The organism is Streptomyces sp. NBC_00984 (assembly GCF_045162475.1).
Lineage (GTDB): Bacteria > Actinomycetota > Actinomycetes > Streptomycetales > Streptomycetaceae > Streptomyces.
On sequence record NZ_CP108734.1, the window covers coordinates 4,683,349 to 4,708,010 of the forward strand.

The window sequence follows — 24,662 nt, forward strand, 5'->3', positions numbered from 1 at the left end:
CGTACCCAGCTGATACGACAGCACCGCCACCCGAAAGCGTGTCCGGGTGACGGTGCTGTCGGCGATCTCGGAGGGGCTAGAACGCGGCCTCGTCCAGCTCCATCAGCGAGTTGTCGACGGACTCGGCGAGCGCGCGCTCGGCCGAGACGCCCGGCAGGACGTTCGCGGCGAAGAACTTCGCGGCGGCGATCTTGCCCTGGTAGAAGGCGACGTCCTTCGCGGAGGCGGTCGGCAGCTTCTCGGCCGCGACGGCCGCGCCCTTGAGGAGCAGGTAGCCGACGACGACATCGCCGGAGGCCATCAGCAGGCGGGTGGTGTTGAGGCCCACCTTGTAGATGTTCTTGACGTCCTCGCCGGTCGCGGTCAGGTCGGTGATCATCGTGCCGACGATCGCCTCCAGGTCCACGGCCGCCTTGGCGAGCGAGTCCAGCGCGCCGGCCAGCTCCTCGTTGCCCTGGGCGCCGGCGAGGAACTTCTTGATCTCCTCGGAGAGGGCGTTCAGCGAGGCGCCCTGGTCACGGACGATCTTCCGGAAGAAGAAGTCCTGGCCCTGGATCGCCGTCGTGCCCTCGTACAGCGTGTCGATCTTGGCGTCACGGATGTACTGCTCGATCGGGTACTCCTGGAGGTACCCGGAGCCGCCGAAGGTCTGGAGCGACTGCGCCAGCTGCTCGTAGGACTTCTCGGAGCCGTAGCCCTTCACGATCGGGAGCAGCAGGTCGTTGAGGCCGTGCAGCGCCTTCGCGTCCTCGCCCGCGGCCTCCTTCTCCTGGATCGCGTCCTGGACGGTGGCGGTGTACAGCACCAGGGAGCGCATGCCCTCCGCGTACGCCTTCTGCGTCATGAGGGAGCGGCGCACGTCGGGGTGGTGCGTGATGGTGACCTTGGGGGCGGTCTTGTCCATGAACTGCGACAGGTCGGTGCCCTGGACGCGCTCCTTGGCGTACCCCAGCGCGTTCAGGTAGCCGGTCGACAGGGTCGCGATGGCCTTCGTGCCGACCATCATGCGGGCGAACTCGATGATGCGGAACATCTGGCGGATGCCGTCGTGCTTGTCGCCGATCAGCCAGCCCTTGGCGGGGTGCTGGTCGCCGAAGGTCATCTCGCAGGTGTTGGAGGCCTTGAGGCCCATCTTGTGTTCGACGTTCGTCGCGTACACGCCGTTGCGCTCGCCCAGCTCGCCGGTGGTCCAGTCGAAGTGGAACTTCGGGACCATGAAGAGCGAGAGGCCCTTTGTGCCGGGGCCGGCGCCCTCGGGGCGGGCCAGCACGTAATGGATGATGTTCTCGGACATGTCGTGCTCGCCCGAGGTGATGAAGCGCTTCACACCCTCGATGTGCCAGGAGCCGTCCTCCTGCTCGACGGCCTTCGTGCGGCCCGCGCCGACGTCGGAACCGGCGTCCGGCTCGGTCAGCACCATCGTCGAGCCCCACTGCTTCTCGACGGCGATCCCGGCGATCTTCTTCTGCGCCTCGTTGCCCTCCTCGAAGAGGATGCCGGCGAACGCCGGGCCGGAGGAGTACATCCACACGGCCGGGTTCGAGCCGAGCAGCAGCTCTGCGTAGCCCCAGATCAGGGAGCGCGGCGAGGTGGTGCCGCCGATCTCCTCGGGCAGGCCGAGGCGCCAGTACTCGGAGTCCATGAACGCCTGGTACGACTTCTTGAAGGTCGCCGGGACCGGCGCGGTGTTGGTCTCCGGGTCGAAGACCGGCGGGTTGCGGTCGGCGTCGGCGAAGGAGACGGCCAGCTCGTTCTCCGCGAGGCGGTTGACCTCGTCGAGGATGCTCTTCGCCGTCTCGACGTCCATCTCGGCGAACGGGCCGGTGCCGTACGTCTTGTCGCGCCCGAGGACCTCGAAGAGGTTGAACTCGATGTCGCGGAGATTCGACTTGTAGTGCCCCATGGGAAGGCTCCGTAATCAATAGCAGTGGCGCGCAGCGCCCCGGGACGGGGTGTGGGCCGGGCGGGCGACGAGCTGGCGGTGCGTATATCAGCTGACCTCTCCGATGATGCTACCCGTCAGTAATAAGACGCAACCCCTCAAGGCCCCGATGTGTCCGATTACTCTTTGCGCTATGTACGGCTACGACCAGAACCCGGGCGCACAGCAGCAGATGGGTGGCGGCTACGGCGAGCAGCCGCTGTATCCCGAACCCTCGCCGCCGTCCCTGGGCGACGCGGTACGGGCCTTCACCACCGGCTCGCTGTCCGCCGAGGACTTCCAGCAGATCTTCGCGACGTCGAAGGTCTACTGCCCGCGCGGTGACAACCCCGGGTTCCTGGCGCTGCACAACACCCAGCAGCCGGTGATCCCGATGTTCACCACGCTCAAGGAGCTGCGGCGGTACGCGGGCAAGGAGTCCAAGTACTTCGTGATCACCGGGGCCGAGGTGATCGACCTGCTGCCGACGGGTTACGGCTTCGTCCTCGACATGGAGGGCGAGCACCGCATGGTCTTCGACGCGAAGGCCGTGGAGCAGATGGTCGACTTCGCGATGCGCCGCATGTACGGCTGAGATCCGATCCTTCGCAGGGGTCCGCACCGCTCGGTGCGGGCCCCTTCTGTTGCTCCGGACGGTTGAGGGAATGAATGGCACCTTGCGGGATGTTCACCATTCAACTAAATTGAAGGCGGAACGATCCCGGAGGTGGCTCCCATGCCCGCAGTGACTGTCGAAAATCCGCTGACCCTGCCCAAGGTCGCCGCCCCGGGCGACGCAGCGGACCGTCCCGTGCTCGCCGTCACCACGGCGCCGAGCGGATTCGAGGGCGAGGGCTTCCCGGTTCGCCGGGCGTTCGCCGGTATCAACTACAAGCACCTCGACCCGTTCATCATGATGGACCAGATGGGCGAGGTGGAGTACGCGGCCGGTGAGCCGAAGGGCACCCCCTGGCACCCGCACCGCGGCTTCGAGACCGTCACGTACCTGATCGACGGAAGCTTCGTCCACCAGGACTCCAACGGCGGCGGCGGCACCATCCGGAACGGCGACACTCAGTGGATGACCGCCGGTTCCGGTCTTCTGCACATCGAGGCCCCGCCTGAGTCCCTCGTGATGTCGGGCGGTCTCTTCCATGGCCTCCAGCTCTGGGTCAACCTGCCCAAGGCCGACAAGATGATGGCCCCCCGCTACCAGGACATCCGCGGCGGCCAGGTCCAGCTCCTCGCCTCCCCGGACGGCGGCGCGCTGCTCCGCGTCATCGCCGGTGAGCTCGACGGGCACGAGGGCCCCGGCATCACCCACACCCCGATCACGATGATCCACGCCACCGTGCGCCCCGGCGCCGAGGTGACCCTGCCGTGGCGCGAGGACTTCAACGGACTCGCGTACGTGCTGGCCGGCCGCGGCACCGTCGGCGCGGAGCGCCGCCCCGTCCACATGGGGCAGACCGCGGTCTTCGGCGCCGGTTCCGCGCTGACCGTCCGCGCGGACGAGAAGCAGGACGGCAACGCCCCGGACCTGGAGGTCGTGCTGCTCGGCGGCCGTCCGATCCGTGAGCCGATGGCGCACTACGGGCCGTTCGTGATGAACAGCCAGGCCGAACTGAAGCAGGCCTTCGAGGACTTCCAGGCCGGCCGCCTCGGCACCGTGCCCGCGGTTCACGGAATGTGACACCCGCAGTCGGAGTGTGACAGTCCGTCATTCATAGAGCCCCACAAGCGGGACATCACACCCGCGCCGTGATTGGGTGGGAGGGTGCCGAACCAAAATCCCCTCCTGCCCGATGCCGCGCGGCGCACAGCCGCATGGTGCGGCGTGGTCCTCCTCGTCACCGGGGTCGCCGCAGTCGCCATCTGGCTGTGCGTCATCTTCAAGACCGCCATCACTCCCGTGCTGCTCGCGCTGCTCGGTACGGCGCTGCTCGGTCCGGTGCACCGCTGGCTGACCGCCCGCGGACTGAAGCGCTCGCTCGCCGCGGCGCTCACCTGTGTACTGCTCGTCGCGGTGGTCGGCGGCGCCGGGTACATCGTCGTCACCGCGCTCGTCGACACCGGTGACCAGATCGTCCGGTCGCTGAAGGACACCGCCCAGTGGGTCGTCGACCACTTCGGGATCGGCAGGACCACCAGTGTGGACGACCTCGCGTCCAACGCCCAGAAGCTCGTCGAGAAGTTCGGCGCGAGCGCCGCGGGCGGGCTGCTCTCCGGGCTCAGCCTGATCGGCTCACTCATCGCCACCAGCGTCCTCGCCCTCCTGCTCACCTTCTTCTTCCTGCGCGATTCCGACCGGGCCGCGCAGCTCGCCCACTCGGTCGCCCCGCGCGGTACCGGGGAGCTGGTCGAGGCGATGGGGCGGCGGGCCTTCGAGGCCGTCCAGGGCTTCATGCGGGGCACCACGTTCATCGCGCTGATCGACGCCGTCTGCATCACCGTCGGCCTGCTGATCCTGCGCGTTCCCGGCGCGGTGGGGCTCGGTGCGCTGGTCTTCGTCGGTGCCTACATCCCCTACCTCGGGGCCTTCATCTCGGGTGCCGTCGCGGTGCTGGTCGCGCTCGCCGACCGGGGGTTCGTGATCGCGCTCTGGGCGCTGGGGGTCGTGCTCGCCGTGCAGGTGCTGGAGGGCCACGTCCTGCAACCGATGATCCAGAGCCGTACGGTGCAGATGCACCCGGCCATGATCATGATCGCGATCACCGCGGGCGCCAGCGTGGCCGGTCTGCTGGGCATGCTGCTCGCGGTCCCGGTCTGCGCGGCGGCCTTCGGCATCCTCGGCGAACTGCGTGGAGATCGCCCGGGGCCGCCGTCCGGGGGCGGGCCGGCGGGCGGCGCGTCCGGGCCCTGAGGCCCGGCTCAGCTCCCCGCCCCGGCCTCCGGCCCCGACTCGTACAGCTCGAACCAGATCGATTTCCCGGCCCCCTGCGGATCCACCCCCCACGCGTCGGCGAGCATCTCCATCAGCACCAGCCCCCGGCCGCTGGAGGCCATCTCCCCGGGACACCGTTTGTGCGGCAGTTCGTCGCTGCCGTCGGACACCTCCACGCGCAGCCGCCGCTCGCCGTGCTCCCCCGTCGCCTGCGCGAGCATCAGCGCGTCCCCGTCCGTGTGGACGAGGACATTGGTGGCCATCTCGGAGATCATCAGCACCGCCGCGTCGACCTGCTCCGGATCCGCCCAGTCGTGCAGCAGGTCCCGCAGCTGCTGCCGGGCCGCCGCGATCCGCTCCGGCTGGGCCTGCGCGATGGTCAGGGCGGTGCGCCGCGGCGCCGGCTGTTTCCGGGTACCCCCGTCGCACCGGAGCAGGAGCAGCGCGATGTCGTCCTCCCGGCGGTCCGCCAGCGGGCCCGTCGTGTAGTGCGAGGTCGGCCCGTGCACCGCCTGCACGAGGGCGTCGGCGAGCTTCTCCAGGTCGTTCGTGTGCTGCTCCAGGACCGGCCGCAGCCGGTCCCAGCCGGAGAACATGTCGTGGCCGCCGGTCTCGATCAGCCCGTCCGTACAGAGCATGATCGTTTCTCCGGGCTCCAGGGTGAGCCGGCTCGTCGGATAGTCGGCGTCCTCCTCGATGCCGAGCGGCAGTCCGCCCTCGGTCTGGCGGATCATCGCGGTCCCGTCGGCGGTGGTGACCACGGGGTCGGGATGGCCGGCCCGCGCGATGTCGAGCGTGCCGGACTCCGGGTCGACCTCCGCGTACAGGCAGGTGGCGAAGCGCGGCCCGGTCGTCGCCCCGTTCTCGTACGCGTCGGTGAGCCCGGAGAGGAAGCGCGAGGCGCGCGAGAGCACCGCGTCCGGACGGTGCCCCTCGGAGGCGTACGCGCGCAGCGCGATCCGCAACTGGCCCATCAGCCCGGCGGCCCGCACGTCGTGGCCCTGGACGTCTCCGATGACCAGGGCGATGCGGCCGTTGGGGAGCGGGATCATGTCGTACCAGTCGCCGCCGACCTGGAGCCCGCCGCCGGTCGGGATGTAGCGGGCGGCGACGGTCATCCCCGGGATGTCGGGGCCGAGCGTCGGCATCATCGAGCGCTGGAGCCCCAGCGACAGCTCCCGCTCGGTCTCGGCGACCCCGGCCCGGGTCAGTGCCTGCGCGAGCATCCGGGCCACGGTCGTCAGTACGGACCGCTCGTCCGGCGAGAACGACACCGGGTGCTTGAACCCCGCCATCCACGCGCCCATGGTGTGCCCCGCGACGATCAGCGGCAGGAAGGCCCAGGACTGGCGCCCGAAACGGCTGGCGAGCGGCCAGGTGACCGGGTAGCGGCGGCCGTAGTCCTCGGGCGACGGGAGATAGATCGCCCGCCCCGTCCGTACGACCTCGGCGGCCGGGTAGTCGGTCTCCAGCGGCATGTCGGTGAACGGGTCCTCGTCGCCGACGCTGTGTCCGTGGTGCCCGATGATCGTCAGCCGCTCGCCCGCGATGCCGAAGACCGCCAGGCCGTCCGGCGAGAAACCCGGCATGGAGAGCGAGGCGGCGACCCGCAGTACCTCCGCGGTCGACCTGGCCTCGGCCAGCGCCCGGCCCGCGTCCAGCAGGAAGGCCTCGCGGGAGCGGCGCCAGTCGCCGGTGATGGGGGTGTGCGCCCCGGTGGTGCCGGGCTGCGGTTCGGCGACTTCCTGAAGGGTGCCGACCAGCATGTAGTCCGCGCCGCTCGCCACCTCGACCGGGAGCGGCTTGGAGCGGCTGCGCACCGTGCGCAGCACCCGGCCGCTCCTGTCGACGATCCGCAGCCGGGCCTCGGCGAGGGTGCCCTCGGCGAGGGCGAGATTCACCACCCCGTAGATCTCGTTCCAGTCGACGGGGTGGAAACGGGAACGCACCGCGGACTCGCGGAAGACGCCGGCCGCGGTGGGCAGCTCCAGCAGCCGGGCCGCCTCCGCATCGAGCGTGACGGTCCCGGCTGCGTTGTCCCAGCGCCACAGACCGGTCGCGGTCGCGGCCAGGACGTCCTCGGTGCGCATTGCCCCACTTTAAGAAGATCTGCTCCGCGAACGCCACTGAGGGGTGGCCTCTTCGGCCCCCGGATGATCTTGAAATGTCAATGTCAATGATTCGGCGCGGGTGCGGGCGGTAGCCTGGGGTGGCTGAATCCACCCCGAACCGCGAAGACTGGATGAACGACGATGCATCGGTACAGGTCCCACACCTGCGGCGAGCTCCGCGCCTCTGACGTCGGCACCGACGTCCGACTGAGCGGCTGGCTGCACAATCGCCGAGACCTGGGTGGCATCCTCTTCATCGATCTGCGCGACCACTACGGTCTGGTGCAGCTCGTCGCCCGCCCCGGCACCCCCGGCAACGAGGCGCTGGCGAAGCTCACCAAGGAGACCGTCGTACGGATCGACGGCAAGGTCTCCGCGCGCGGCGCCGACAACGTGAACCCGGAGCTCCCGACCGGCGAGATCGAGATCGAGGTCACCGAGGTCGAGGTGCTGGGCGAGGCCGCCCCGCTGCCCTTCACGATCAACGCCGAGGACGGGGTCAACGAGGAGCGGCGCCTGGAGTACCGCTTCCTCGACCTGCGCCGCGAGCGCATGCACCGCAACATCATGCTGCGCTCGTCCGTCATCGCCGCCATCCGCGCCAAGATGGTGGCCCTCGGCTTCAACGAGATGGCGACCCCGATCCTCGCCGCGACGTCCCCCGAGGGCGCCCGTGACTTCGTGGTCCCGTCCCGCCTGAACCCCGGCAAGTTCTACGCCCTTCCGCAGGCGCCGCAGCAGTTCAAGCAGCTGCTGATGATCTCCGGCTTCGACCGCTACTTCCAGATCGCGCCGTGCTTCCGCGACGAGGACGCCCGTGCCGACCGCTCGCCCGGCGAGTTCTACCAGCTCGACGTCGAGATGTCCTTCGTCGAGCAGGAGGATGTCTTCCAGCCGATCGAGAAGCTCATGACCGAGCTCTTCGAGGAGTTCGGCAACGGCCGCCACGTGACCTCGCCGTTCCCGCGCATTCCGTTCCGCGAGTCGATGCTGAAGTACGGCAACGACAAGCCGGACCTGCGTGCCCAGCTGGAACTGGTCGACATCTCCGACATCTTCGCGGACTCGGAGTTCAAGGCCTTCGCCGGCAAGCACGTCCGCGCCCTTCCGGTGCCGGACACCGCGGGCCAGTCCCGGAAGTTCTTCGACGGCCTCGGCGACTACGCCGTCCAGCACGGCGCCAAGGGCCTGGCCTGGGTCCGCGTCGGCGAGGACGGCACGCTGGCGGGACCGATCGCCAAGTTCCTCACCGAGACGGACATCAAGACCCTCACCGAGCGTCTCTCCCTCGTCCCCGGCCACGCGGTCTTCTTCGGCGCGGGCGAGTTCGACGAGGTCTCCAAGATCATGTCCGTCGTCCGCGTCGAGGCCGCCAAGCGCGCCGGCCACTTCGAGGAGGGCGTCTTCCGGTTCTGCTGGGTCGTCGACTTCCCGATGTATGAGAAGGACGAGGACACCGGCAAGATCGACTTCTCGCACAACCCGTTCTCCATGCCCCAGGGCGGCATGAAGGACCTGGAGGAGAAGGACCCCCTCGACATCCTGGCGTGGCAGTACGACATCGTCTGCAACGGCATCGAGCTGTCCTCCGGCGCCATCCGTAACCACGAGCCCGAGGTCATGCTGAAGGCCTTCGCGATCGCCGGTTACGAGGCGGAGACCGTCGAGAGGGAATTCGCGGGCATGCTGCGCGCGTTCCGCCTCGGCGCCCCGCCGCACGGTGGCATCGCCCCGGGCGTCGACCGCATCGTGATGCTGCTGGCCGACGAGCCCAACATCCGCGAGACGATCGCCTTCCCGCTCAACGGCAACGCCCAGGACCTGATGATGGGCGCTCCGTCGGAGCTGGACGAGACCCGCCTGCGCGAGCTGAACATCCAGCTCCGCAAGCCGGCCGCGTCGGTGAAGGAAAAGGCGGACGCCAAGGATTCCGTGGCGAGGGACACCGGCGCGAAGTAAGACCGACCGGCAATTGCCGGTCGGTCCAAGCGTCACCGGTTCCGCTTCGGTTCCACGTGAAACATCCCCCGGCCGCCCCAGGCCGGGGGATGTTTCACGTCCGGGGCCGCCTCATGTCGCGTTCAGAGCCACCGTCGGGTGCAGACGGGAGGCGCGGATCGCCGGGTAGAGGCCCGCGACCACGCCGATCAGGAGCGTGGCTGCCAGGCCGCCCGCCAGGGACCAGGGCGGGACCACCGCCGTCCACCCCTGAACCCGCGCGAAGCCGTACGTCGTCGCCGCGCCCAGCAGCGCGCCGGTCGCCCCGCCCAGCGCCGACAGCAGCAGCGACTCGGTCAGGAACTGGAGCCGGATCGCGCCCCGGGTCGCGCCCAGCGAGCGGCGCAGGCCGATCTCCTGACGGCGTTCCAGCACGGAGATGACCATGGTGTTGGCGACGCCCACCCCGCCGACCAGGAGGGCCACCGCGCCCAGGCCGAGCATCAGGGTCGTCAGGCCCTCGTCGGTGGCGGCCTTGGCGGCCAGCGCGTCCGAGGGCCGGGAGACCTTGATGCCCGCCTCCCCGCCGGGGCTGATGGTGCGGGCCAGGATCGCCCGTACGTCCGCCACCGAGGCGTCCGTGGAGCGCTCGAAGATGGTGGTGGGGTGACCGTCGAAGTGGAAGTAGCGCTCGGCGGCGGGGAATCCGACCATGGCCACCCGGTCCAGGTTGGGGACCAGTTCGAGCGGTTCGAGGATGCCGACGACGGCCACGCGGGTGTCGTTCATCATGATCGTCTCGCCGGTACGGGTGACGCCGAGACGTTCCGCGGCCACCGCGCCGAGGACCGTCGTCGGGAGGCGTTCGCCGGCCGGGTTCAGCCAGGCGCCCTTGTCGACCTCACCGCCGAGCGCGGACAGCAGGTCGGTGCGGACCGCCTGGGCGGTGACGCCCGCGGTGCGCTCCTCGGGGACCACGTCGCTGCGGCGGATGCGGGCGTCGATGTCCGCGGTGGCCGTGGCGTGCTGGACCGGGCCGACGCGCTCGACCATCGCGACCGCGTTCTTGGGGAGCTTGATCTCCTGCCCCATGGCGTCCTTGCCCGCCTCGGCGGTGAGGAGGTTGGTGCCGAGGCGGTCGAGCCGGGCCATCAGGTCAGCGCGGCTCGACTCGGACAGCCCGACGACCGCGACCATGGTCGCGATACCGATGGCGATGCCGAGCGCCGAGAGCACCACACGCGCTCGCCGCGCGCGAAGGCCGACCGCACCGACGCGCAGGACGTCGCGGGGGGAGAGGCGGGCGGGCCTGAGGTCGTTCTTCATGGACCGGCCTCTTCCGTACGCGAGTCGAAGTGCGTGCCGGACCGCGAGTCGACGTGCGTGCCGGACCGCGCGTCGACGTGACTGCCGGACTGCATGCCCGACCGCGGGTCGATGTGCGTGCCGGACCGCATGTCCGAGACGATCTCGCCGTCCCTGAAGCGGACCCGGCGCGGCAGCGAGTCCGCGATCTCGTTGTCGTGGGTGATCACGCAGATGGTGGTGCCGGACGCGTTCAGCTCGTGCAGCAGCTCCATGACGAGCTCGCCGGACGCGGTGTCCAGCGCCCCGGTCGGTTCGTCGGCCAGCAGCAGCCGGGGGTCTCCCACCAGGGCGCGGGCGACGGCCACGCGCTGCTTCTCGCCGCCGGACAGCTCGTTCGGCGTGTGCGAGCCGCGGTGGTCCAGCCGCACCTTGGCGAGCGCTTCGCGCGCACGCGTACGCCGTTCCTTCAGCGGGACGCCCGCGTACAGCAGCCCGTCGGCGACGTTGTCCACCGCGTCGCGGCCCGCCGCCAGGTGGAAGTGCTGGAACACGAAGCCGATGTGGCGGGCGCGCAGTGCGGAGAGCCGGGAGTCGGAGAGCTCGGACACGTCGTATCCGGCGATCCGGACGGTGCCCGTGGTGGGCTTGTCGAGGGTGCCCATGATGTTGAGCATCGTGGACTTGCCGGAGCCGGACGGGCCGACGACGGCGATCAGTTCGCCCTCCTCGACGGTGAGATCCACTCCGCGCAGGGCATGGACGCCGCCGGGGTACGACTTGGTGGCGTCCCGCAGTTCGATCACCGGGGGAGGCGTCATGACTTCGCCACTCCGACCTTCAGGCCCTCGCGCACGTCCGGGCCGCTGACCTCGATCTGCCCGTCGGCGGTCATGCCCGTCTCCACCCGCACCATTCGCGACGTGGTGCCCTCGACGACCTGGAGGCCGTAGCCGCCGTTCTCGCCGCGCAGGGCGACGACCGCCTCGACGGGGACCGCGAGGACCCCCTTGTGCGCCTCGCTGACGAACTTCACGCTGGCCGACGCCCTGGTGTCCTCGCCGGACGCGGCGCCCGCCCCGCCGTCCAGGACGACCTCGACGGTGATGCCGTCCTCGGCGACCGCGTCGCCCCCGGACGCGGACGTCTCGGGGCGCACCGTCCCGGTGACCTTGCCGGCCACGGTCTTCCCGCTCGGCAGGGTGACCTCGACCTTGGTGCCACGCGAGGTGAGGGCGCCGTCGGTCTGGTCGAGCTGCGCCCGTACGACGGGCTTGGTGGAGGCGACCGTCAGGACCGGCCCGTCCGGGCCGACCTGGTCGGCGAGCGCCGCGTCGGCGGAGACCACCTTGACCGGGCCGGGCTGGAAGACGACGTCGCCCCTGCCGACCCTGCCGGTGGCTTCGCGGTTCAGGGACTTCTGCCACTGCTCGACGGCGGCCTCGGTGTCCTTGTCGTACCGGACGTCGACGTACAGCCGCGACCCGTACCCCAGGTCACGCAGATTGCGCTCCAGCTGGAGCACGTCGCTGCCCCGGTCGCCGGCCTTCATCTCGCGGAACATCGGGACCGGCCCGTAGAGGAGGGTGACGGGCTTGTCGTTCAGCTCGTACAGCGCCTGCCCCATGGTCAGCGTCCGCCCCTCGGAGGCGGCCACCGTGACGGTGCCCTCGACGGCGGACTTGACGGCTCGGCGCTGCGCGAAGTCGAGCCTGCCGTCGACCGTCTTGGACTGCACGAGGTCGGTGCGTACGACGGCCGCGGTGGCGGGCGGCAGGTCGCCGCCCTTCCCGGAGGCGCCCGCGTCGCCGTCGCCGCCGAGGAACAGGGCGCCCCCGGCGACGGCGGCGACGGTCACCGCGCCGAGCGCGAGGAGTGCGGTGCGGTGCTTCACTGCATGCCGTCCAGACCGTCGAGCAGCTTCGACCTGCACGCCTCGCGGGCCTTCTTGTACGTCGGCGAGGCTGTGTCGATGACCGAGGACGCCGGGTTCGGGTCGCCGCCCGGCTGGGCGTTGCCGCCGCTCATGGTCGGGTTGGTGAACCGGGAGACGCCGTTGTCCCGCATGCACTTGGCGTGCGCGAGCATCGACTCGTAGGCCTTCTGCTCGTCGCGCTCGGGCTCGGCCGCCATGGCGGCCTGCAGCTCGGCCACGCAGACACCGTTCCTGCCGCCCTTGATGCCCTCGTTGCGGCCCGGCTGGGAGCCGATCTCATTGACCTTGTCCCAGTCGAGGTAGCCGCTGAGCGTGGGGTCGGGGAAGTCCTTGTAGCCGCCCTTGACGCGCATGCACTGGACGTACTTCACCTGGGCGTCGTAGAAGGCGCTCTTGGCCGCGGGCGGGGCGCTCGGCTCGCTCGCGTCCTTCGTGGCGCCGGCCGTCGGCGTCCGCGGCACGTCGGCGATGGCGTCGTCCTTCTTCGCCGCGCCCGCGCCGTCGTCAGCGCCGCCGCAGGCGACGGAGAGGGCGAGCACGGGCAGGGCCACGAGGGCGGCCATGCGCAGCCGGGCGGTGGCGCGGGGGTTCGTGCGGGGATTCGTGCGGGGATTCGTGCGCGGGTTCGTCCTGAGGAAGGTCATGCGCCGCACGTTCGCCGCCGCAGATGATGGCCCGTCCATGGCCACATGATGGGAACGTAACAATGCCCCCGCCTGCGCATCCGCCCCCGTGCACAGCCGACGGGAACGGTCCGGACGTGCCCATAATCGGCCCCATGCCGCATGTATTGCTCATCGAGGACGACGCGTCCGTACGGGACGGGATGGAGCTCGTGCTGCGCCGGCACGGGTACGGCGTGGACACCGCCGCCACCGGCGAGCAGGCCCTCGCCCTGCTGGCCGGGGAGCGGGGCGCCCGGATCGAACTGGCCGTGCTGGACCTGATGCTGCCCGGCATGGACGGCTTCGAGGTGTGCCGCCGCATCCGCGCCCGCTCGGCGACCCTGCCGGTCATCATGCTGACCGCGCGCGGCGACGACCAGGACATCGTGACCGGTCTGGAGGCGGGCGCCGACGACTACGTCGTCAAGCCCGTCACCGCCCCCGTCCTGGAGGCCCGGATCCGGGCCGCGCTGCGGCGGGCGGAACCGTCCGGGCAGGCGCAGGGGGCCGACGCCGACCTCGCCGGGCTGGTGATCGACCGCGCCGGACTGACCGTCACCAAGCACGGCGTCCCGGTCCCGCTGCCGCCCACCGAGCTGCGGCTGCTGCTGGAGCTGTCGGCCTCCCCCTGCCGGGTCTTCAGCCGCGAGCAGCTCCTCGAATCCGTCTGGGACCACACCTTCCTGGGCGACTCCCGGCTGGTGGACGCCGCGGTCGGCCGGCTGCGGGCCAAGCTGGAGGACATACCGGCCAAGCCCCGCTACGTCCAGACGGTGCGGGGCTTCGGCTACCGCTTCGGGCCGCTGTGAACCGTACGGACGCCGCTGTGAACCGTGCGGACAAGGACCGGCGCGCCGCCGCCCCGCGGAGGCGCTCGTGGCGCCTCGTCGGCGGGCTGCGCACCCGGCTCGTCGTCACCTTCGTCGTCGTCGCCCTCATCAGCGCGGTGACCGCGACCGCCCTCGCCTACCGGGACGCCCGCACCGCCGTCCTCCAGCGCACCCAGAACGCGGCCGTGAACGACTTCCGGGAGCGGGTCGGCGCGGTGGCCGCCGACTTCGACGTACCGCCCGACCAGCGGTCGCTGTCCCGGTTCGCGGCGAAGGTGTCGGACGGCATCGGCGGGAAGATCGTGGTCGCCCGCTACCAGGACCTGTCGGCCGTCTCCGACTCGCTCGCCGACACCACGTCCCGGATCACCGTCGAGCTGCGCACCGCCGTGATGACCGGCGACGACGCCAAGTTCCAGCGGGTGCGGTGGCGGGGCGAGCCCTATCTGGTCGTCGGCATGCCCGTGACGTACGCCGACGGGGACCGCAGCACCTCCGGTCTCGAGGTCTACGCGATCACCGATCTGCGGGCCGAGCGCGACGACACGGCCGCCCTGCTGGACTCCGTGCGGTCGGGCATCGTGCCGGTGGTGCTGCTGGCCGCCGTCCTGGCCCTGCTGGCCGCGGGGACGGTCCTGCGTCCGGTACGGAAGCTGGGCCGGGCCACCCGCGAGCTGGCGGCCGGAGACCTCGGCACCCGGGTCGCCGTCACCGGGCACGACGAACTCGCCGACCTGGCGCGGACGTTCAACGAGACCGCCGACGCGCTCCAGGCCTCCGACACGGATCTGCGCGAGCAGGAGGCGAAGGCGCGCCGCTTCGTGGCGGACGTGTCGCACGAACTGCGCACGCCCCTCGCGGCGATGACGATGGTGGCGACGGTCCTGGAGGAGGACGCCGACCAGCTGCCGCCGGACGCGGCACGGGCGGCCCGCACCGTCGGCGCGGAGACGGCACGGCTGTCCCGGCTGGTCGAGGACCTGATGGAGATCTCCCGCTTCGACGCCAAGGCGGTACGGCTGAACGCGGCCGAGACCGACCTCGCCGACACCGTACGGGCGTCGCTGGCGCTGCGCGGCTGGACGGACCGGGTACGGACGGACCTCGACGAGGACGTACGGGCGGTGGTCGACCGGCGCCGGATCGACGTGATCGTCGCGAATCTGGTGGGCAACGCGCTGCGGCACGGCGCCCCGCCGGTCACCGTGACCCTCACGACGGCCCTCGCGGCGGACGGCGAGTGGGTGGTCCTGTCCGTCGCCGACCACGGCCCGGGGCTGCCGCCGGAGGCGGGCGAGCGGGTCTTCGACCGGTTCTACAAGGCGGACACGGCCCGCACGCGCCGCGCGGCCGACGACAGCGGACAGGGCAGCGGCCTCGGCACGGCGATCGCACTGGAGAACGCCCGGCTGCACGGCGGCACGATCGAGGTGGCCGACGCGGTGGACGCGGCGGATGCCGCCGATGGGACGCGGCGCGGCGCGGTGTTCACACTGCGGCTGCCCCTGCGACGTACCGGAGAGGACACGGAGTGAAGTTCCGACAGGGGATCGCGGTCGCCGCGCTGGGGACCGCCCTCATGGGCTGCGGCGTCCAGCCGACCGGGGTGATAGGCGCGGGCGAACCCGCGTCCGGCCTGACGCGCGGCATGCGGCTGTACTACGCGTCCGCCGACGGGCTGCGCGCGGTGCCCCTGATCGACAAGAAGGTCGACGACCTCAACGGCGTGCTGAAGCTGCTCGGCGCGAGGCTGCCGCCCGCCGAGCAGGGCGGCGGGCTCACTTCCCTCGTCCACCTCGGCGGCTACTCGGCGACCGGTTCGGGCACCCGGGTCACGGTGCGCCTGGAGGGCCTCTACGGGGAGTCGGGACGCGACCAGGCCACGGGCCAGCTGGTGTGCACGCTGGCGCGCGCCCAGTCCGTACTCGAACCGAAGGTCAGGACCGACGACGTCGAGGTCACCCTGCGACCCTCCGAGGGCGCCGCGCTGGGCCCCTACCGGTGCGCGGAGTTCCTCGACGGGTGAGGCGGGCCACCGGTTCCGCACGGGACGACGGAGGCGACGAACCGTGAGATCCGGCCGCGCAAGGGGCGGTACGCGACTGCGGCCGGCACCGCCACCGATCCCTGACCGGTGATCAGACCTTCGTTCCCTCACGGAGGGGAAGGGCCCGGAACCTACACGCAAGAAACGGTTCCGGGCCGCTTCGGCGCGTGTCCGGCGGACGGTACAGCCGTATGGCCCCCGTGCGGATTCGCGCTCGTGCGGCGCGGCGTTAACTGGGGTCGGCGGCAAGAGGCGTGACGGGGAGCTCGCCCGTGCTGCCGTCACCCCACCGATGCTGAGGAGTTCCCGTGTCCGTTTCCCGCCCGTCGGCCGTCCGGCGTCCCCCGTACGCCGTCCAGGTCGGTGCCTGTGCCGCCGCGCTGCTGGCGCTCACCGCCTGCGGCGACACCCCCGGGGCCGCCGCTCCCCGGACCCCGGCCGTCCGGGCGAGCGCCACGGTCTCCTCCGGTGTCGCGGGCCCACCGGCCGAGCGGGCACGGAGACGGGCCGCCCCGGCGCCGCAGGCACCGGTCGTCCGGCCGCGCGAGATCCCCGCGCTGGGGCCGAAGACCCGGGCCGCGATTCCGGCGGGCGCCAAACAGGTCTTCGTCGTCACCGGTGACGCCTACAACTCCAGCCTGTCCACCGCGGTCCTCTACACCCGCGACAACCCGGCCCTGGGCTGGCTGCCCGTCACGACCCGCTGGCCGGCCCACAACGCGCTGAACGGCTGGACCGACGAGCACTGGGAGGGCGACCTCCGCACTCCGGTCGGGGTCTACGGGCTGACGTACGCGGGCGGTCTGTTCGACCCTCCCGAAACGGCGTTCCCCTACGACCGGAACCCGATGTTCTCGGTGAGCGGCGAGGGCTTCGACGGGGAGCCGCTCGAAGGGTCCTTCGACTACGTCGTCGCCGTCGACTACAACCGGAATCCCGGCGTCACCCCCCTGGACCCGGAACGTCCGCTCGGCCAGGAGCGCGGCGGCGGCATCTGGATCCACGTCGACCACGGCGGCCCGACCCAGGGCTGCATCTCGCTCCCCCCGGACCGGATGCGGGAACTCCTGAGCACCCTCGACCCGGCGAAGAAGCCGGTCGTCGTGATGGGGGACGCGGAGGCACTGGAGCGGTGAACCGGATACGGGCCGGAGGACGGGTCCGTACGCTGGAGGCCCGCCGGGTTCCATAGGAGGCAGTGATAGCACGGTGGTCGAGCGGAGTGTGCTCACCCAGGAGGCCTTCGAGGATCTCGCCCGACATGCCCTGCGGGTCGAGGAAGCACCGTGGCTGGAGTTCTTGGACGGACAGCCGGTGTTCAAGACCCGGCCGTACGGGAGCCGCGGGCGGATCATCGAGTGGCTGACGCATCTGTGCGTGCAGGCCGAGCAGGACAATTGGCTGTTCGCCACGCAGGGTCTGCACATCGAGACGTATCGCAAGGGCGGGACCGACAGCGCGGTCCCGCCCTTCGCCGTATGTACGTGAGCCCGCTTACGCCGGCTTCTCCTCCAGGCGCGGGAAGAGCACCGCGCCCTTCGTCACCGTCGCGCCCGCCGGGAGCCGGCCCCAGGTGCCCGCGTCCTGCACGCGCTGGTCGGCCAGCGCGCCCAGGAACTGCTCGGCGCCCAGCGACTCCCACAGCTTCTGCGAGGTCTCCGGCATCACGGCGTTCAGCAGGACCGCGACACCGCGCAGCGACTCGGCGGCCGTGTAGAGGATCGTCGCGAGGCGGGCCTGGCCCTCGGGGGAGGTGTCCTTGGCGACCTTCCAGGGCTCCTGCTCCGTGATGTAGCCGTTGACCTGCTTCACGAAGTCGAAGATCGCCAGGATGCCGGCCTGGAAGTCCAGCTTCTCGCCGATCTTCTCGTCGGCCGTGGCGACGGCCTTCGCCAGACCCTCCTGGACCGCCGTCTCGGCGTCACCCGACGCGGTGGCCGCCGGGAGCGCCCCGCCGAAGTACTTGCCGACCATGGCCGCGACGCGCGAGGCGAGGTTGCCGTAGTCGTTGGCGAGCTCGGAGGTGTAGCGGGCGGAGAAGTCCTCCCAGGAGAACGAGCCGTCGCTGCCGAACGCGATGGCGCGCAGGAAGTACCAGCGGTACGCGTCCACGCCGAAGTGCGAGGTCAGGTCCTGCGGCTTGATGCCCGTCAGGTTCGACTTCGACATCTTCTCGCCGCCGACCATCAGCCAGCCGTTGGCCGCGACCCGGCCCGGCAGCGGCAGACCCTGCGCCATCAGCATCGCGGGCCAGATCACCGCGTGGAAGCGGAGGATGTCCTTGCCCACCAGGTGCACGTTCGCGGGGAAGGTGTCGTCGAACTTCTCCTGGTTGGCGCCGTAGCCGACCGCCGTGGCGTAGTTCAGCAGGGCGTCGACCCACACGTAGATGACGTGCTTCTCGTCCCACGGCACCGGGACGCCCCAGTCGAAGGTCGAGCGGGAGATGGAGAGGTCCTGGAGGCCCTGCTTGACGAAGTTCACGACCTCGTTGCGGGCGGACTCGGGCTGGATGAAGCCCGGGTTGTTCGCGTAGAACTCCATCAGCTTCGGGCCGTAGGCGCTCAGCTTGAAGAAGTAGTTCTCCTCCTTGAGGATCTCCACCGGCGTCTTGTGGATCGGGCACAGCTTGACGCCGTTCTCGTCCTCGACGAGGTCGCCGGGGAGCTTGTACTCCTCGCAGCCCACGCAGTAGGGGCCCTCGTAGCCGCCCTTGTAGATCTCACCCTTGTCGTACAGGTCCTGCACGAACTCCTGCACCCGGTCGGTGTGGCGCTTCTCCGTCGTACGGATGAAGTCGTCGTTCGCGATGTTCAGGTGCTCCCAGAGGGGCTTCCATGCCTCCTCGACGAGCTTGTCGCACCACTCCTGGGGCGTGACGCCGTTCGCCTCGGCAGTGCGCATGATCTTCTGACCGTGCTCGTCCGTGCCGGTGAGGTACCACACCTTCTCGCCGCGCTGGCGGTGCCAGCGCGTGAGCACGTCGCCTGCGACGGTCGTGTAGGCGTGGCCCAGATGAGGAGCGTCGTTGACGTAGTAGATGGGGGTCGATACGTAGAAACTCTTCACGCCGTCGCCCCCTTGCTTCTCGGATCCAGTGGCCGCCATGGTCGAAATCCTAACGGCCTGCGGGAGATCAACTCACACCGTTAAACCCGGTCACGGCCGTGGAGACCTTTGCGAAACATCCCTTCCCGTAACAAAGACGCATCCTGGGAGGGAGTGGACACGCGTGTACGAGGCAGGGGACATCACGATGCGGGTACTGGTCGCCGAGGACGAGGAAATCCTGGCGGAGCTGGTCGCCACCGGACTGCGGCGGGCCGGTTTCGCCGTCGACACGGTGTACAGCGGTGACGCCGCCCTCGCCTACCTGGGGCTGCACGACTACGACGTCGTCGTCCTCGACCGCGACCTGCCGCGGGTGCACGGCGACGACGTGGCGCGTGGCCTCGTCGCCTCCGGCTCCCGGACCAGGATCCTGATGCTCACCGCCGCCGGCTCCATGGAGGACCGGGTCGCCGGGCTCGACCTCGGCGCCGACGACTACCTGGGCAAACCCTTCGAGTTCCCCGAGCTCGTGTCGCGGGTACGGGCGCTGCGGCGGCGCAGTGCCCGCCCCGTACCGCCGCAGCTGGAGCGGCACGGCATCCGGCTCGACACCGTACGGCGCACCGCCTCGCGGGACGGGCGGGAGCTGGACCTCTCGCCGAAGGAGTTCTCGGTGCTCCAGCTGCTGCTGGAGGCCGACGGCGGGACCGTCAGCGCCGAGGAACTGCTGGAGCGGGCCTGGGACGCCAACGCCGATCCGTTCACCGGCGCCGTCCGCGTCTGCATGAGCAAGCTCCGAGGGAAGCTCGGGGAACCGGCGCTGATCCGTACGGTGCAGGGCGTGGGGTACGCCCTGTGAGGCGCCCGGCCCAGGTGCCGCACTCCAGGATCCGGACCCGGATCGCGCTCGTGTACGGCGGAGTGTTCCTGATCCTCGGCACGGCGCTGCTCACCACCGTCAACCTGGCCTCCCGCGCCGGTACGGACTCCCAGGCGCGTGACATCGCCCGCACCGCCGCGGTGGTCCAGCCCGGCTACGCGGTGAACGGTCCACTCATCACCCGGCGGAATCTCGGGCCGCCCACCGTCTACGACCTCACCGACCACGTCAGCGACGCGGCCGGGCATCAGCTGCTCGTGTGGTCCGCGGCCTCGCTGCTCGTCATGACGGCCTGCGCGGTCGCCGTGGGCTGGTGGACCGCGGGGCGGGTGCTGCGGCCCGTCCACGCCATGACCGCGAAGGCGCGCCGGCTCTCCGAGCACAATCTGCACGAGCGGATCGCGTCCAGCGGCCCCGACGACGAACTGAAGGAGCTCGGCGACACGCTCGACGCGCTGCTGGCCCGGCTGGAGAAGGCGTTCGACAGCCAGCGGCGGTTCATCGCCAACGCCTCCCACGAGCTGCGGACCCCGCTCGCCACCCAGCGGGCCGCGATCCAGATCGGTCTGGACGAACCGACCCCGGAGGATCTCGTACGGACCCGGCAGACGCTCCTGGACAACAACCGGCGCAGCGAGCGGCTCATAGAGGGGCTGCTGGTCCTGGCGCGCAGTGAGCGCGGGCTCGCGGAGGGCGAGCGGGAGACGGTGGATCTCGCGCAGGTGGTGGCGGAGGAGGCGGCCCGGCACCCGGGCGTGCGGGCCGATACGCACTTCTGCACGGTGCGGGGGAACCGGATGCTGCTCGCGCAGCTGGTGGCGAATCTGCTGGCCAACGCCGTCACGTACAACGTGCCGGACGGGACGGTGGACGTGTCACTGGTGACGGCCGGTGGCGGGGCGCTGCTGGAGGTGCGCAACACCGGCCCCGTGGTGGACGCGGCGGACATCCCCGGGCTGTTCGAGCCGTTCCGGCGGGGCGAGGGCAAGGACCGGATGGGGCGCGGGTCGGGGCTCGGCCTCTCGATCGTGCGCTCCATCGCCGTCGCGCACGGCGGTACGGTCACGGCGGTGCCGGGCCCCGGGGGCGGGCTCGCCGTGACCGTACGTCTGCCGGTGGATCAGGCGTCGGCCGCGGTGTCGCGGGCCGCGACCCACGCGGGGAGCGCGGCGAGGACCTCGCGGTAGAACGTGGTGTCCGCGACCTCCCGGGGCGCGGGGCCCGCGTGGAAGAACCCGGCGTTCGGGGCGTCCAGCTTGCGCAGGAAGTCGAAGCCCTTGGCGTCCTCCTCGCCGAACGCGACGAACTGGAAGAACAGCGGCAGCCGCGCCGCGTCGGCCAGCGCCTGCTTGGCAGCCTGCTTGGCGTCCGGCGGGCCGTCCGTCTGGAAGATCACCAGGGCGGGGCCGGTCGCCTCCGACTTCTCGTAGTGCGCGACGACCTCTTCGACGGCGCACTGGTAGTTCGTACGGCCGAGGCGGCCGAGGCCCGCGTTCAGCTCGTCGATCCGGCCCTCGTGGTCGGCGAGGCCGACCGTGCCGGTGCCGTCGATGTCCGTCGAGAAGAAGACGACGGGGACGGACGCGCTCTCGTCCAGGTGCGCGGCGAGTGCCACGGTGCGGTCGCCCAGGTGCTGGGCGCTGCCGTCCTTGTAGAACGGCCGCATGGAGCCGGAGCGGTCGAGGACCAGGTAGACGGTGGCGCGCAGCCCGGTCAGCCCGTGCGCCTTCAGCCCGGCCTGGGCCGCCTTGTACGAGTCGACGAGCCCGGGGGCGCGCGACTTGACCTTGGCGAGGGTGAGGGCGGGCTTGGGGGCGGTGGCGGTGGCGGTGGCGGGGGCGGACGCCGGGGCCGGGGTCGCCTCGGGGGCGGGTTCGGGCGCGGGTTCGGCCTGAACCTCGGGCTCGGCCTCGGCCTCGGCCTCGGCCTTTACCGGCTCCGGTTCCGGTTCCGGCTCCGGTTCCGGAGCGGGTTCGGGCGCGGGTTCGGCCTGCGCCTCCGGTTCGGCGGGGGCCTCGACCTCGGCCTCGGTCTGTACCGTCTCCGGTTCCGGCTCGGCCTCGCCGACCACGGGCTCGTCCTTGGCCACCGTCTCCGGCTCCGGCTCTGCCTGCGCGACGGCCGGCTCGGCCTCGGCGGGAGCCTTCACCTCGGCGGAAGCCTCGACGACCTCCGCAGCCTTCGACTCCGGCTCCGTCTCCGCAGCCTTCGGCTCCGCAGTCTCGACGACCTCCGGCTCGGTCTCCGCCGCCTTGACGGTCTCCGTCGACTCCGGCTTCGGGGCCGAGCCCTGCGACGGGACCGTGGGGAGGGACGCCTTGTCGAAGGCGGCTGCCACCAGGTCCGAGGCCAGACCGCTGTCGTCGACGGACCGGGGAGAGGCGGGGGCCGGTACCGAAGCCCTGGTGGCCGGGGCGGTTTCGAGCACCGGGGCGGGCTCCGCGGCCGGCTCGTCCGCCGTCACCGTCTCCGTCGCCGTGACCGGCTCCGACTCCGCGGGCGCGGTGCGTTCGGTCTGGGGCGGGACCGTGGCCGTCGACGCGTCCTGCTCCGCGCGGTCGCGGCCGAACACCTTGCGCAGCAAGCTCCGAATGCCCATGGGCGAGGCCTTTCGCGTGAGTTGGGTGCGAGAAATGTCCGACCTGCGGGAATTGATCCCTGGCCAGGGCGGATACGTAAGGTTAGCGGCCGGATCCGGCCCTTCGGTGGCGCGGCCCGCCCGTGTGGGAACTGAGACCGACCGATCCCTGAACGAGTCCTGTGCGCATGCCGTGCGGGCCTGATGTGCGTCGCTCACATGTGCGTACCTGGTCCCGAGTTGCCTTGTTAACGTGAACGGACGGTGTGCCCGACACGAAGTCGGGCGCACCGTTGTCCGTTGTTTGCCTGCGTTGCAGAGAAAGGCTCCGCCATGGGAAAACCATCCCGTAGAACGCGTTTTGCCGCCTGCGCCCTTGCGGCAGGGGCGATGCTTTCCGGCCTCGCTCCGACGGTCGGTGCCGCCGCCGCTCCGGCGTCCGTCCTGCCGTCCGCGGCGCAGGCCACCGACGACCCCGTACCGGGCAACGAGGGTATGCCGGACGACGGATTCGACAACGAATCCGAGGCCGAGCAGGACGACTTCGCCGGAACCGGAACCGCAACCGGAACCGCAACGGGCAACGAGGCCGCATCCACCGCCCCGCGCGTCTCCGCCGCCGCCCCCGTCCCCGGCCGGGCCGGCGATTTCAAGCTGGCGAAGAGCACCGACATTTCCGGTCTCGTCACGAAACTGGACGCCGCGCTGCCCAAACAGGGCCTCACTGAGCTGATGGAGCAGGCCAATCGGCCGGCCGGCTGGGAGAGCGCCTGTGGAACCGCCGGTATCTACGGCTCCGATCTGGCGGTCAACCACCGCGTCTGCTGGAAGAGCGACGACGCCACCTCCTCGGAGTGGGTGCCGCAGGCCATCACCGGCGTCTCGGACGCGCAGGAGGACGAGGACTGGGGCACGTCCAATGCCGAGCCGATCGCCGTGGCCGGTTACGACGCGGAGAACCCGGGCCGCAGCAACTACGCCTCGGGCAGCGACAACTGCGTCCAGAGCTCGGCATCGGACGCCTGCAACGAAAAGGGCATCCGGGTCAGCTTCTTCAACCAGGCCACCCGGATGTACCGCCATGTGCTGCTGGTCTGGCCGTACATGAACTCCCAGGACCACATCTCCTTCGACGCGCTGCACGCGCGCGAGGGCAAGTGCACCACCGAGGTGACGTCCTCCTGCGCCGCGCAGAACGGCATCCACGCCGGTGGAATGGTCTGGTACGGCAACTACCTGTACGTCGCCGACACCGCCAACGGGATGCGGGTCTTCGACCTGCGCAAGATCATGGATCTCAACCCGGACAACAAGGCCGACGTCGACGACCCGACGCCGGACGGTCTGGTCAGCAACGTCGTGGACAAGAAGCGGGTCGGCCGGCAGAACAACGTCTGGTACGGCTACGGCTACCGCTATGTCATGCCGCAGGTCGCCACGCTGAAGTTCACCACGGCGAAGAACGGCGGGACCACCAGCGGGAACCAGTGCTACGCCACCGGTCGCCCGAAGGCCTCGTACATCTCGCTGGACCGCACCGACACCGACCACATGGTTCTCGGTGAGTACTGCAACACCAACAACGGCGGCACGAGCCCCGGACGCGTCGGCACGTATCCGATGACCGCGCTGACCGCCGCGGTCGAGGGCGCGACCGGTACGGCCGCCGATGCCGACCTGGCCTACGGTCTGCCGACCGGTGCCACCTTCAACGGCGAGGCCCTGTGGCACAAGATCCAGGGAGTCACGCGGTACGAGGGCAAGTGGTACTTCCACCGCAGCAACGGCTACGACAACGGCAGGCTGCTCCAGGCCACGCCCGGCACGGTCGACGGAACGTCCCGGCTCGTCGGCAACGCGAAGACGCTGGAGTCGTCGTTCGGGCCCGAGGACCTCTACCTCGCGCACGGGCGCGGTGACGGTTTCGCGCCGCAGCTGTGGTCGCTGAGCGAGCACGCGTCGAGCAAGTGCGGGGCGTGCAAGCGTGAGGTGTACAGCTACAACATGTCCGAAGTGGTCAGCGACTTCGGCTGATCCGCGCGACCTGACTCACCGGACCTGACTCACCGGACCTGACCCGGAGCGTGCACCGCACTACAGTCGGAGGCATGGTTTCCGGTGAGGCGCCGCAGGCGGAGGGCAGTGTTCGGGTGGACGTCTGGATCTGGTCGGTCCGGCTGACGAAGACCCGTTCGCAGGCCGCTGCCGCCTGCCGCGCGGGTCATGTGAAGGTCGCCGGCGAGCGCGCCAAGCCCGCCCAGGCGTTGCGCGTCGGCGACGAGGTGCGGCTCCGGCATGCCGGCCGCGACCGGATCGTGGTCGTGTCGAAGATCGTCAAGAAGAGGGTCGGCCCTCCGGTGGCGGCGGAGTGCTTCATCGACAACAGTCCGCCGCCACCGCCGCGCGAGGCGGCGATCCAGGTTCCGGTACGGGACCGGGGCACGGGGCGGCCGACGAAGCGGGACCGGCGCGAGATGGAGCGGCTGCGGGGGCCCGGCCCCACGGAGTGACGGCCG

The 24,662-nt window shown here is 70.8% G+C and carries 21 protein-coding genes; 13 read left to right on the forward strand and 8 right to left on the reverse strand.

Features of this window, described 5'->3' with window-relative positions:
• Positions 1–76: 76 nt before the first annotated feature.
• A complete protein-coding gene (locus OG520_RS20805; protein WP_406014142.1) occupies positions 77–1,903 on the reverse strand; it encodes an acyl-CoA dehydrogenase in 1,827 nt (608 codons plus the stop codon).
• 172 nt (positions 1,904–2,075) lie between these two features.
• On the opposite strand from OG520_RS20805, the gene OG520_RS20810 reads away from it, so the two are divergent.
• The 3 genes from OG520_RS20810 (at position 2,076) to OG520_RS20820 (ending at position 4,784) form a co-directional block, all read left to right on the forward strand.
• The gene (locus tag OG520_RS20810) at positions 2,076–2,516 is read left to right on the forward strand and encodes an SseB family protein (protein WP_148836880.1); all 441 of its coding nucleotides are present in this window, start codon (positions 2,076–2,078) and stop codon (positions 2,514–2,516) included.
• A 141-nt stretch (positions 2,517–2,657) separates the two neighbouring features.
• The gene (locus OG520_RS20815) at positions 2,658–3,614 is read left to right on the forward strand and encodes a pirin family protein (protein ID WP_406014143.1); all 957 of its coding nucleotides are present in this window, start codon (positions 2,658–2,660) and stop codon (positions 3,612–3,614) included.
• Between the two features lie 84 nt (positions 3,615–3,698).
• Entirely contained in the window at positions 3,699–4,784 is a 1,086-nt protein-coding gene (locus OG520_RS20820; RefSeq protein WP_406014144.1) for an AI-2E family transporter, read from the forward strand.
• An 8-nt stretch (positions 4,785–4,792) separates the two neighbouring features.
• Here the strand turns inward: OG520_RS20820 and OG520_RS20825 are convergent, their stop codons facing one another.
• A complete protein-coding gene (locus tag OG520_RS20825; protein WP_406014145.1) occupies positions 4,793–6,895 on the reverse strand; it encodes a SpoIIE family protein phosphatase in 2,103 nt (700 codons plus the stop codon).
• Positions 6,896–7,057: 162 nt separating this feature from the next.
• Between OG520_RS20825 and aspS the strand changes: the two genes are divergently transcribed.
• Positions 7,058–8,875, forward strand: a complete 1,818-nt coding sequence (gene aspS, locus OG520_RS20830) for an aspartate--tRNA ligase (protein ID WP_399328612.1) — start codon at positions 7,058–7,060, stop codon at positions 8,873–8,875.
• 111 nt (positions 8,876–8,986) lie between these two features.
• On the opposite strand, the gene OG520_RS20835 is transcribed toward aspS, so the two are convergent.
• The 4 genes from OG520_RS20835 to OG520_RS20850 are packed head-to-tail and all read right to left on the reverse strand — an operon-like array spanning position 8,987 to position 12,739.
• Positions 8,987–10,180 carry an ABC transporter permease gene (locus OG520_RS20835; RefSeq protein ID WP_399328611.1) on the reverse strand — a complete coding sequence of 398 codons (1,194 nt, stop codon included), beginning with the start codon at positions 10,178–10,180 and terminating at the stop codon, positions 8,987–8,989.
• Positions 10,177–10,980 (reverse strand): ATP-binding cassette domain-containing protein, encoded by an 804-nt coding sequence (locus tag OG520_RS20840; RefSeq protein WP_406014146.1) that lies wholly within the window; start codon positions 10,978–10,980, stop codon positions 10,177–10,179. The genes OG520_RS20835 and OG520_RS20840 overlap by 4 nt, the downstream gene beginning before the upstream one ends.
• Positions 10,977–12,053, reverse strand: a complete 1,077-nt coding sequence (locus OG520_RS20845) for a peptidoglycan-binding protein (protein WP_406014147.1) — start codon at positions 12,051–12,053, stop codon at positions 10,977–10,979. The genes OG520_RS20840 and OG520_RS20845 overlap by 4 nt, the downstream gene beginning before the upstream one ends.
• A complete protein-coding gene (locus OG520_RS20850) occupies positions 12,050–12,739 on the reverse strand; it encodes a hypothetical protein (RefSeq protein ID WP_406014148.1) in 690 nt (229 codons plus the stop codon). Before OG520_RS20850 ends, OG520_RS20845 begins: the two co-directional genes overlap by 4 nt.
• Positions 12,740–12,873: 134 nt before the next feature.
• Here OG520_RS20850 and OG520_RS20855 point away from each other — a divergent pair, with 134 nt between their 5' ends.
• From OG520_RS20855 to OG520_RS20875, 5 genes are all read left to right on the forward strand, one after another.
• Positions 12,874–13,569 carry a response regulator gene (locus tag OG520_RS20855; protein WP_406014149.1) on the forward strand — a complete coding sequence of 232 codons (696 nt, stop codon included), beginning with the start codon at positions 12,874–12,876 and terminating at the stop codon, positions 13,567–13,569.
• 17 nt (positions 13,570–13,586) lie between these two features.
• On the forward strand, positions 13,587–15,125 hold the full coding sequence (locus tag OG520_RS20860; RefSeq protein ID WP_406014150.1) for an ATP-binding protein: 1,539 nt from the start codon (positions 13,587–13,589) through the stop codon (positions 15,123–15,125).
• Positions 15,122–15,616 carry a hypothetical protein gene (locus tag OG520_RS20865; protein ID WP_406014151.1) on the forward strand — a complete coding sequence of 165 codons (495 nt, stop codon included), beginning with the start codon at positions 15,122–15,124 and terminating at the stop codon, positions 15,614–15,616. The genes OG520_RS20860 and OG520_RS20865 overlap by 4 nt, the downstream gene beginning before the upstream one ends.
• 329 nt (positions 15,617–15,945) lie before the next feature.
• Positions 15,946–16,773, forward strand: coding sequence for a L,D-transpeptidase family protein (locus OG520_RS20870; RefSeq protein WP_406014152.1), 828 nt, complete (start codon positions 15,946–15,948; stop codon positions 16,771–16,773).
• Between the two features lie 73 nt (positions 16,774–16,846).
• Positions 16,847–17,125: a hypothetical protein gene (locus OG520_RS20875; protein ID WP_406014153.1), complete on the forward strand. Its 279-nt coding sequence runs from the start codon at positions 16,847–16,849 to the stop codon at positions 17,123–17,125.
• Positions 17,126–17,131: 6 nt separating this feature from the next.
• On the opposite strand, the gene metG is transcribed toward OG520_RS20875, so the two are convergent.
• A complete protein-coding gene (metG, locus tag OG520_RS20880; protein WP_406014154.1) occupies positions 17,132–18,745 on the reverse strand; it encodes a methionine--tRNA ligase in 1,614 nt (537 codons plus the stop codon).
• A 148-nt stretch (positions 18,746–18,893) separates the two neighbouring features.
• On the opposite strand from metG, the gene OG520_RS20885 reads away from it, so the two are divergent.
• Together OG520_RS20885 and OG520_RS20890 are read left to right on the forward strand one after the other, a co-directional pair.
• Positions 18,894–19,547 (forward strand): response regulator transcription factor, encoded by a 654-nt coding sequence (locus OG520_RS20885; RefSeq protein ID WP_164495293.1) that lies wholly within the window; start codon positions 18,894–18,896, stop codon positions 19,545–19,547.
• Positions 19,544–20,755 carry a sensor histidine kinase gene (locus tag OG520_RS20890; RefSeq protein WP_399328603.1) on the forward strand — a complete coding sequence of 404 codons (1,212 nt, stop codon included), beginning with the start codon at positions 19,544–19,546 and terminating at the stop codon, positions 20,753–20,755. Before OG520_RS20885 ends, OG520_RS20890 begins: the two co-directional genes overlap by 4 nt.
• Here OG520_RS20890 and OG520_RS20895 read toward each other — a convergent pair.
• On the reverse strand, positions 20,689–22,167 hold the full coding sequence (locus OG520_RS20895; protein WP_406014155.1) for a VWA domain-containing protein: 1,479 nt from the start codon (positions 22,165–22,167) through the stop codon (positions 20,689–20,691). The genes OG520_RS20890 and OG520_RS20895 overlap by 67 nt on opposite strands.
• Before the next feature lie 369 nt (positions 22,168–22,536).
• Between OG520_RS20895 and OG520_RS20900 the strand changes: the two genes are divergently transcribed.
• A complete protein-coding gene (locus tag OG520_RS20900; protein WP_406014156.1) occupies positions 22,537–24,180 on the forward strand; it encodes a hypothetical protein in 1,644 nt (547 codons plus the stop codon).
• 74 nt (positions 24,181–24,254) lie between these two features.
• Positions 24,255–24,656 (forward strand): RNA-binding S4 domain-containing protein, encoded by a 402-nt coding sequence (locus OG520_RS20905; RefSeq protein WP_406014157.1) that lies wholly within the window; start codon positions 24,255–24,257, stop codon positions 24,654–24,656.
• Positions 24,657–24,662: the final 6 nt, after the last annotated feature.

What these genes read in the sequence shown, in the direction of transcription:
- OG520_RS20905 (WP_406014157.1), top strand. Translation starts at nt 24,255, where the DNA reads ATGGTTTCCGGTGAGGCGCCGCAGGCGGAGGGCAGTGTTCGGGTGGAC.
- OG520_RS20855 (WP_406014149.1), top strand. Translation starts at nt 12,874, where the DNA reads ATGCCGCATGTATTGCTCATCGAGGACGACGCGTCCGTACGGGACGGG.
- OG520_RS20885 (WP_164495293.1), top strand. Translation starts at nt 18,894, where the DNA reads ATGCGGGTACTGGTCGCCGAGGACGAGGAAATCCTGGCGGAGCTGGTC.
- OG520_RS20825 (WP_406014145.1), bottom strand. Translation starts at nt 6,895, where the DNA reads ATGCGCACCGAGGACGTCCTGGCCGCGACCGCGACCGGTCTGTGGCGC.
- OG520_RS20805 (WP_406014142.1), bottom strand. Translation starts at nt 1,903, where the DNA reads ATGGGGCACTACAAGTCGAATCTCCGCGACATCGAGTTCAACCTCTTC.
- OG520_RS20850 (WP_406014148.1), bottom strand. Translation starts at nt 12,739, where the DNA reads ATGACCTTCCTCAGGACGAACCCGCGCACGAATCCCCGCACGAATCCC.
- OG520_RS20810 (WP_148836880.1), top strand. Translation starts at nt 2,076, where the DNA reads ATGTACGGCTACGACCAGAACCCGGGCGCACAGCAGCAGATGGGTGGC.
- OG520_RS20895 (WP_406014155.1), bottom strand. Translation starts at nt 22,167, where the DNA reads ATGGGCATTCGGAGCTTGCTGCGCAAGGTGTTCGGCCGCGACCGCGCG.
- OG520_RS20835 (WP_399328611.1), bottom strand. Translation starts at nt 10,180, where the DNA reads ATGAAGAACGACCTCAGGCCCGCCCGCCTCTCCCCCCGCGACGTCCTG.
- aspS (WP_399328612.1), top strand. Translation starts at nt 7,058, where the DNA reads ATGCATCGGTACAGGTCCCACACCTGCGGCGAGCTCCGCGCCTCTGAC.
- OG520_RS20815 (WP_406014143.1), top strand. Translation starts at nt 2,658, where the DNA reads ATGCCCGCAGTGACTGTCGAAAATCCGCTGACCCTGCCCAAGGTCGCC.
- OG520_RS20900 (WP_406014156.1), top strand. Translation starts at nt 22,537, where the DNA reads ATGCTTTCCGGCCTCGCTCCGACGGTCGGTGCCGCCGCCGCTCCGGCG.
- OG520_RS20840 (WP_406014146.1), bottom strand. Translation starts at nt 10,980, where the DNA reads ATGACGCCTCCCCCGGTGATCGAACTGCGGGACGCCACCAAGTCGTAC.
- metG (WP_406014154.1), bottom strand. Translation starts at nt 18,745, where the DNA reads ATGGCGGCCACTGGATCCGAGAAGCAAGGGGGCGACGGCGTGAAGAGT.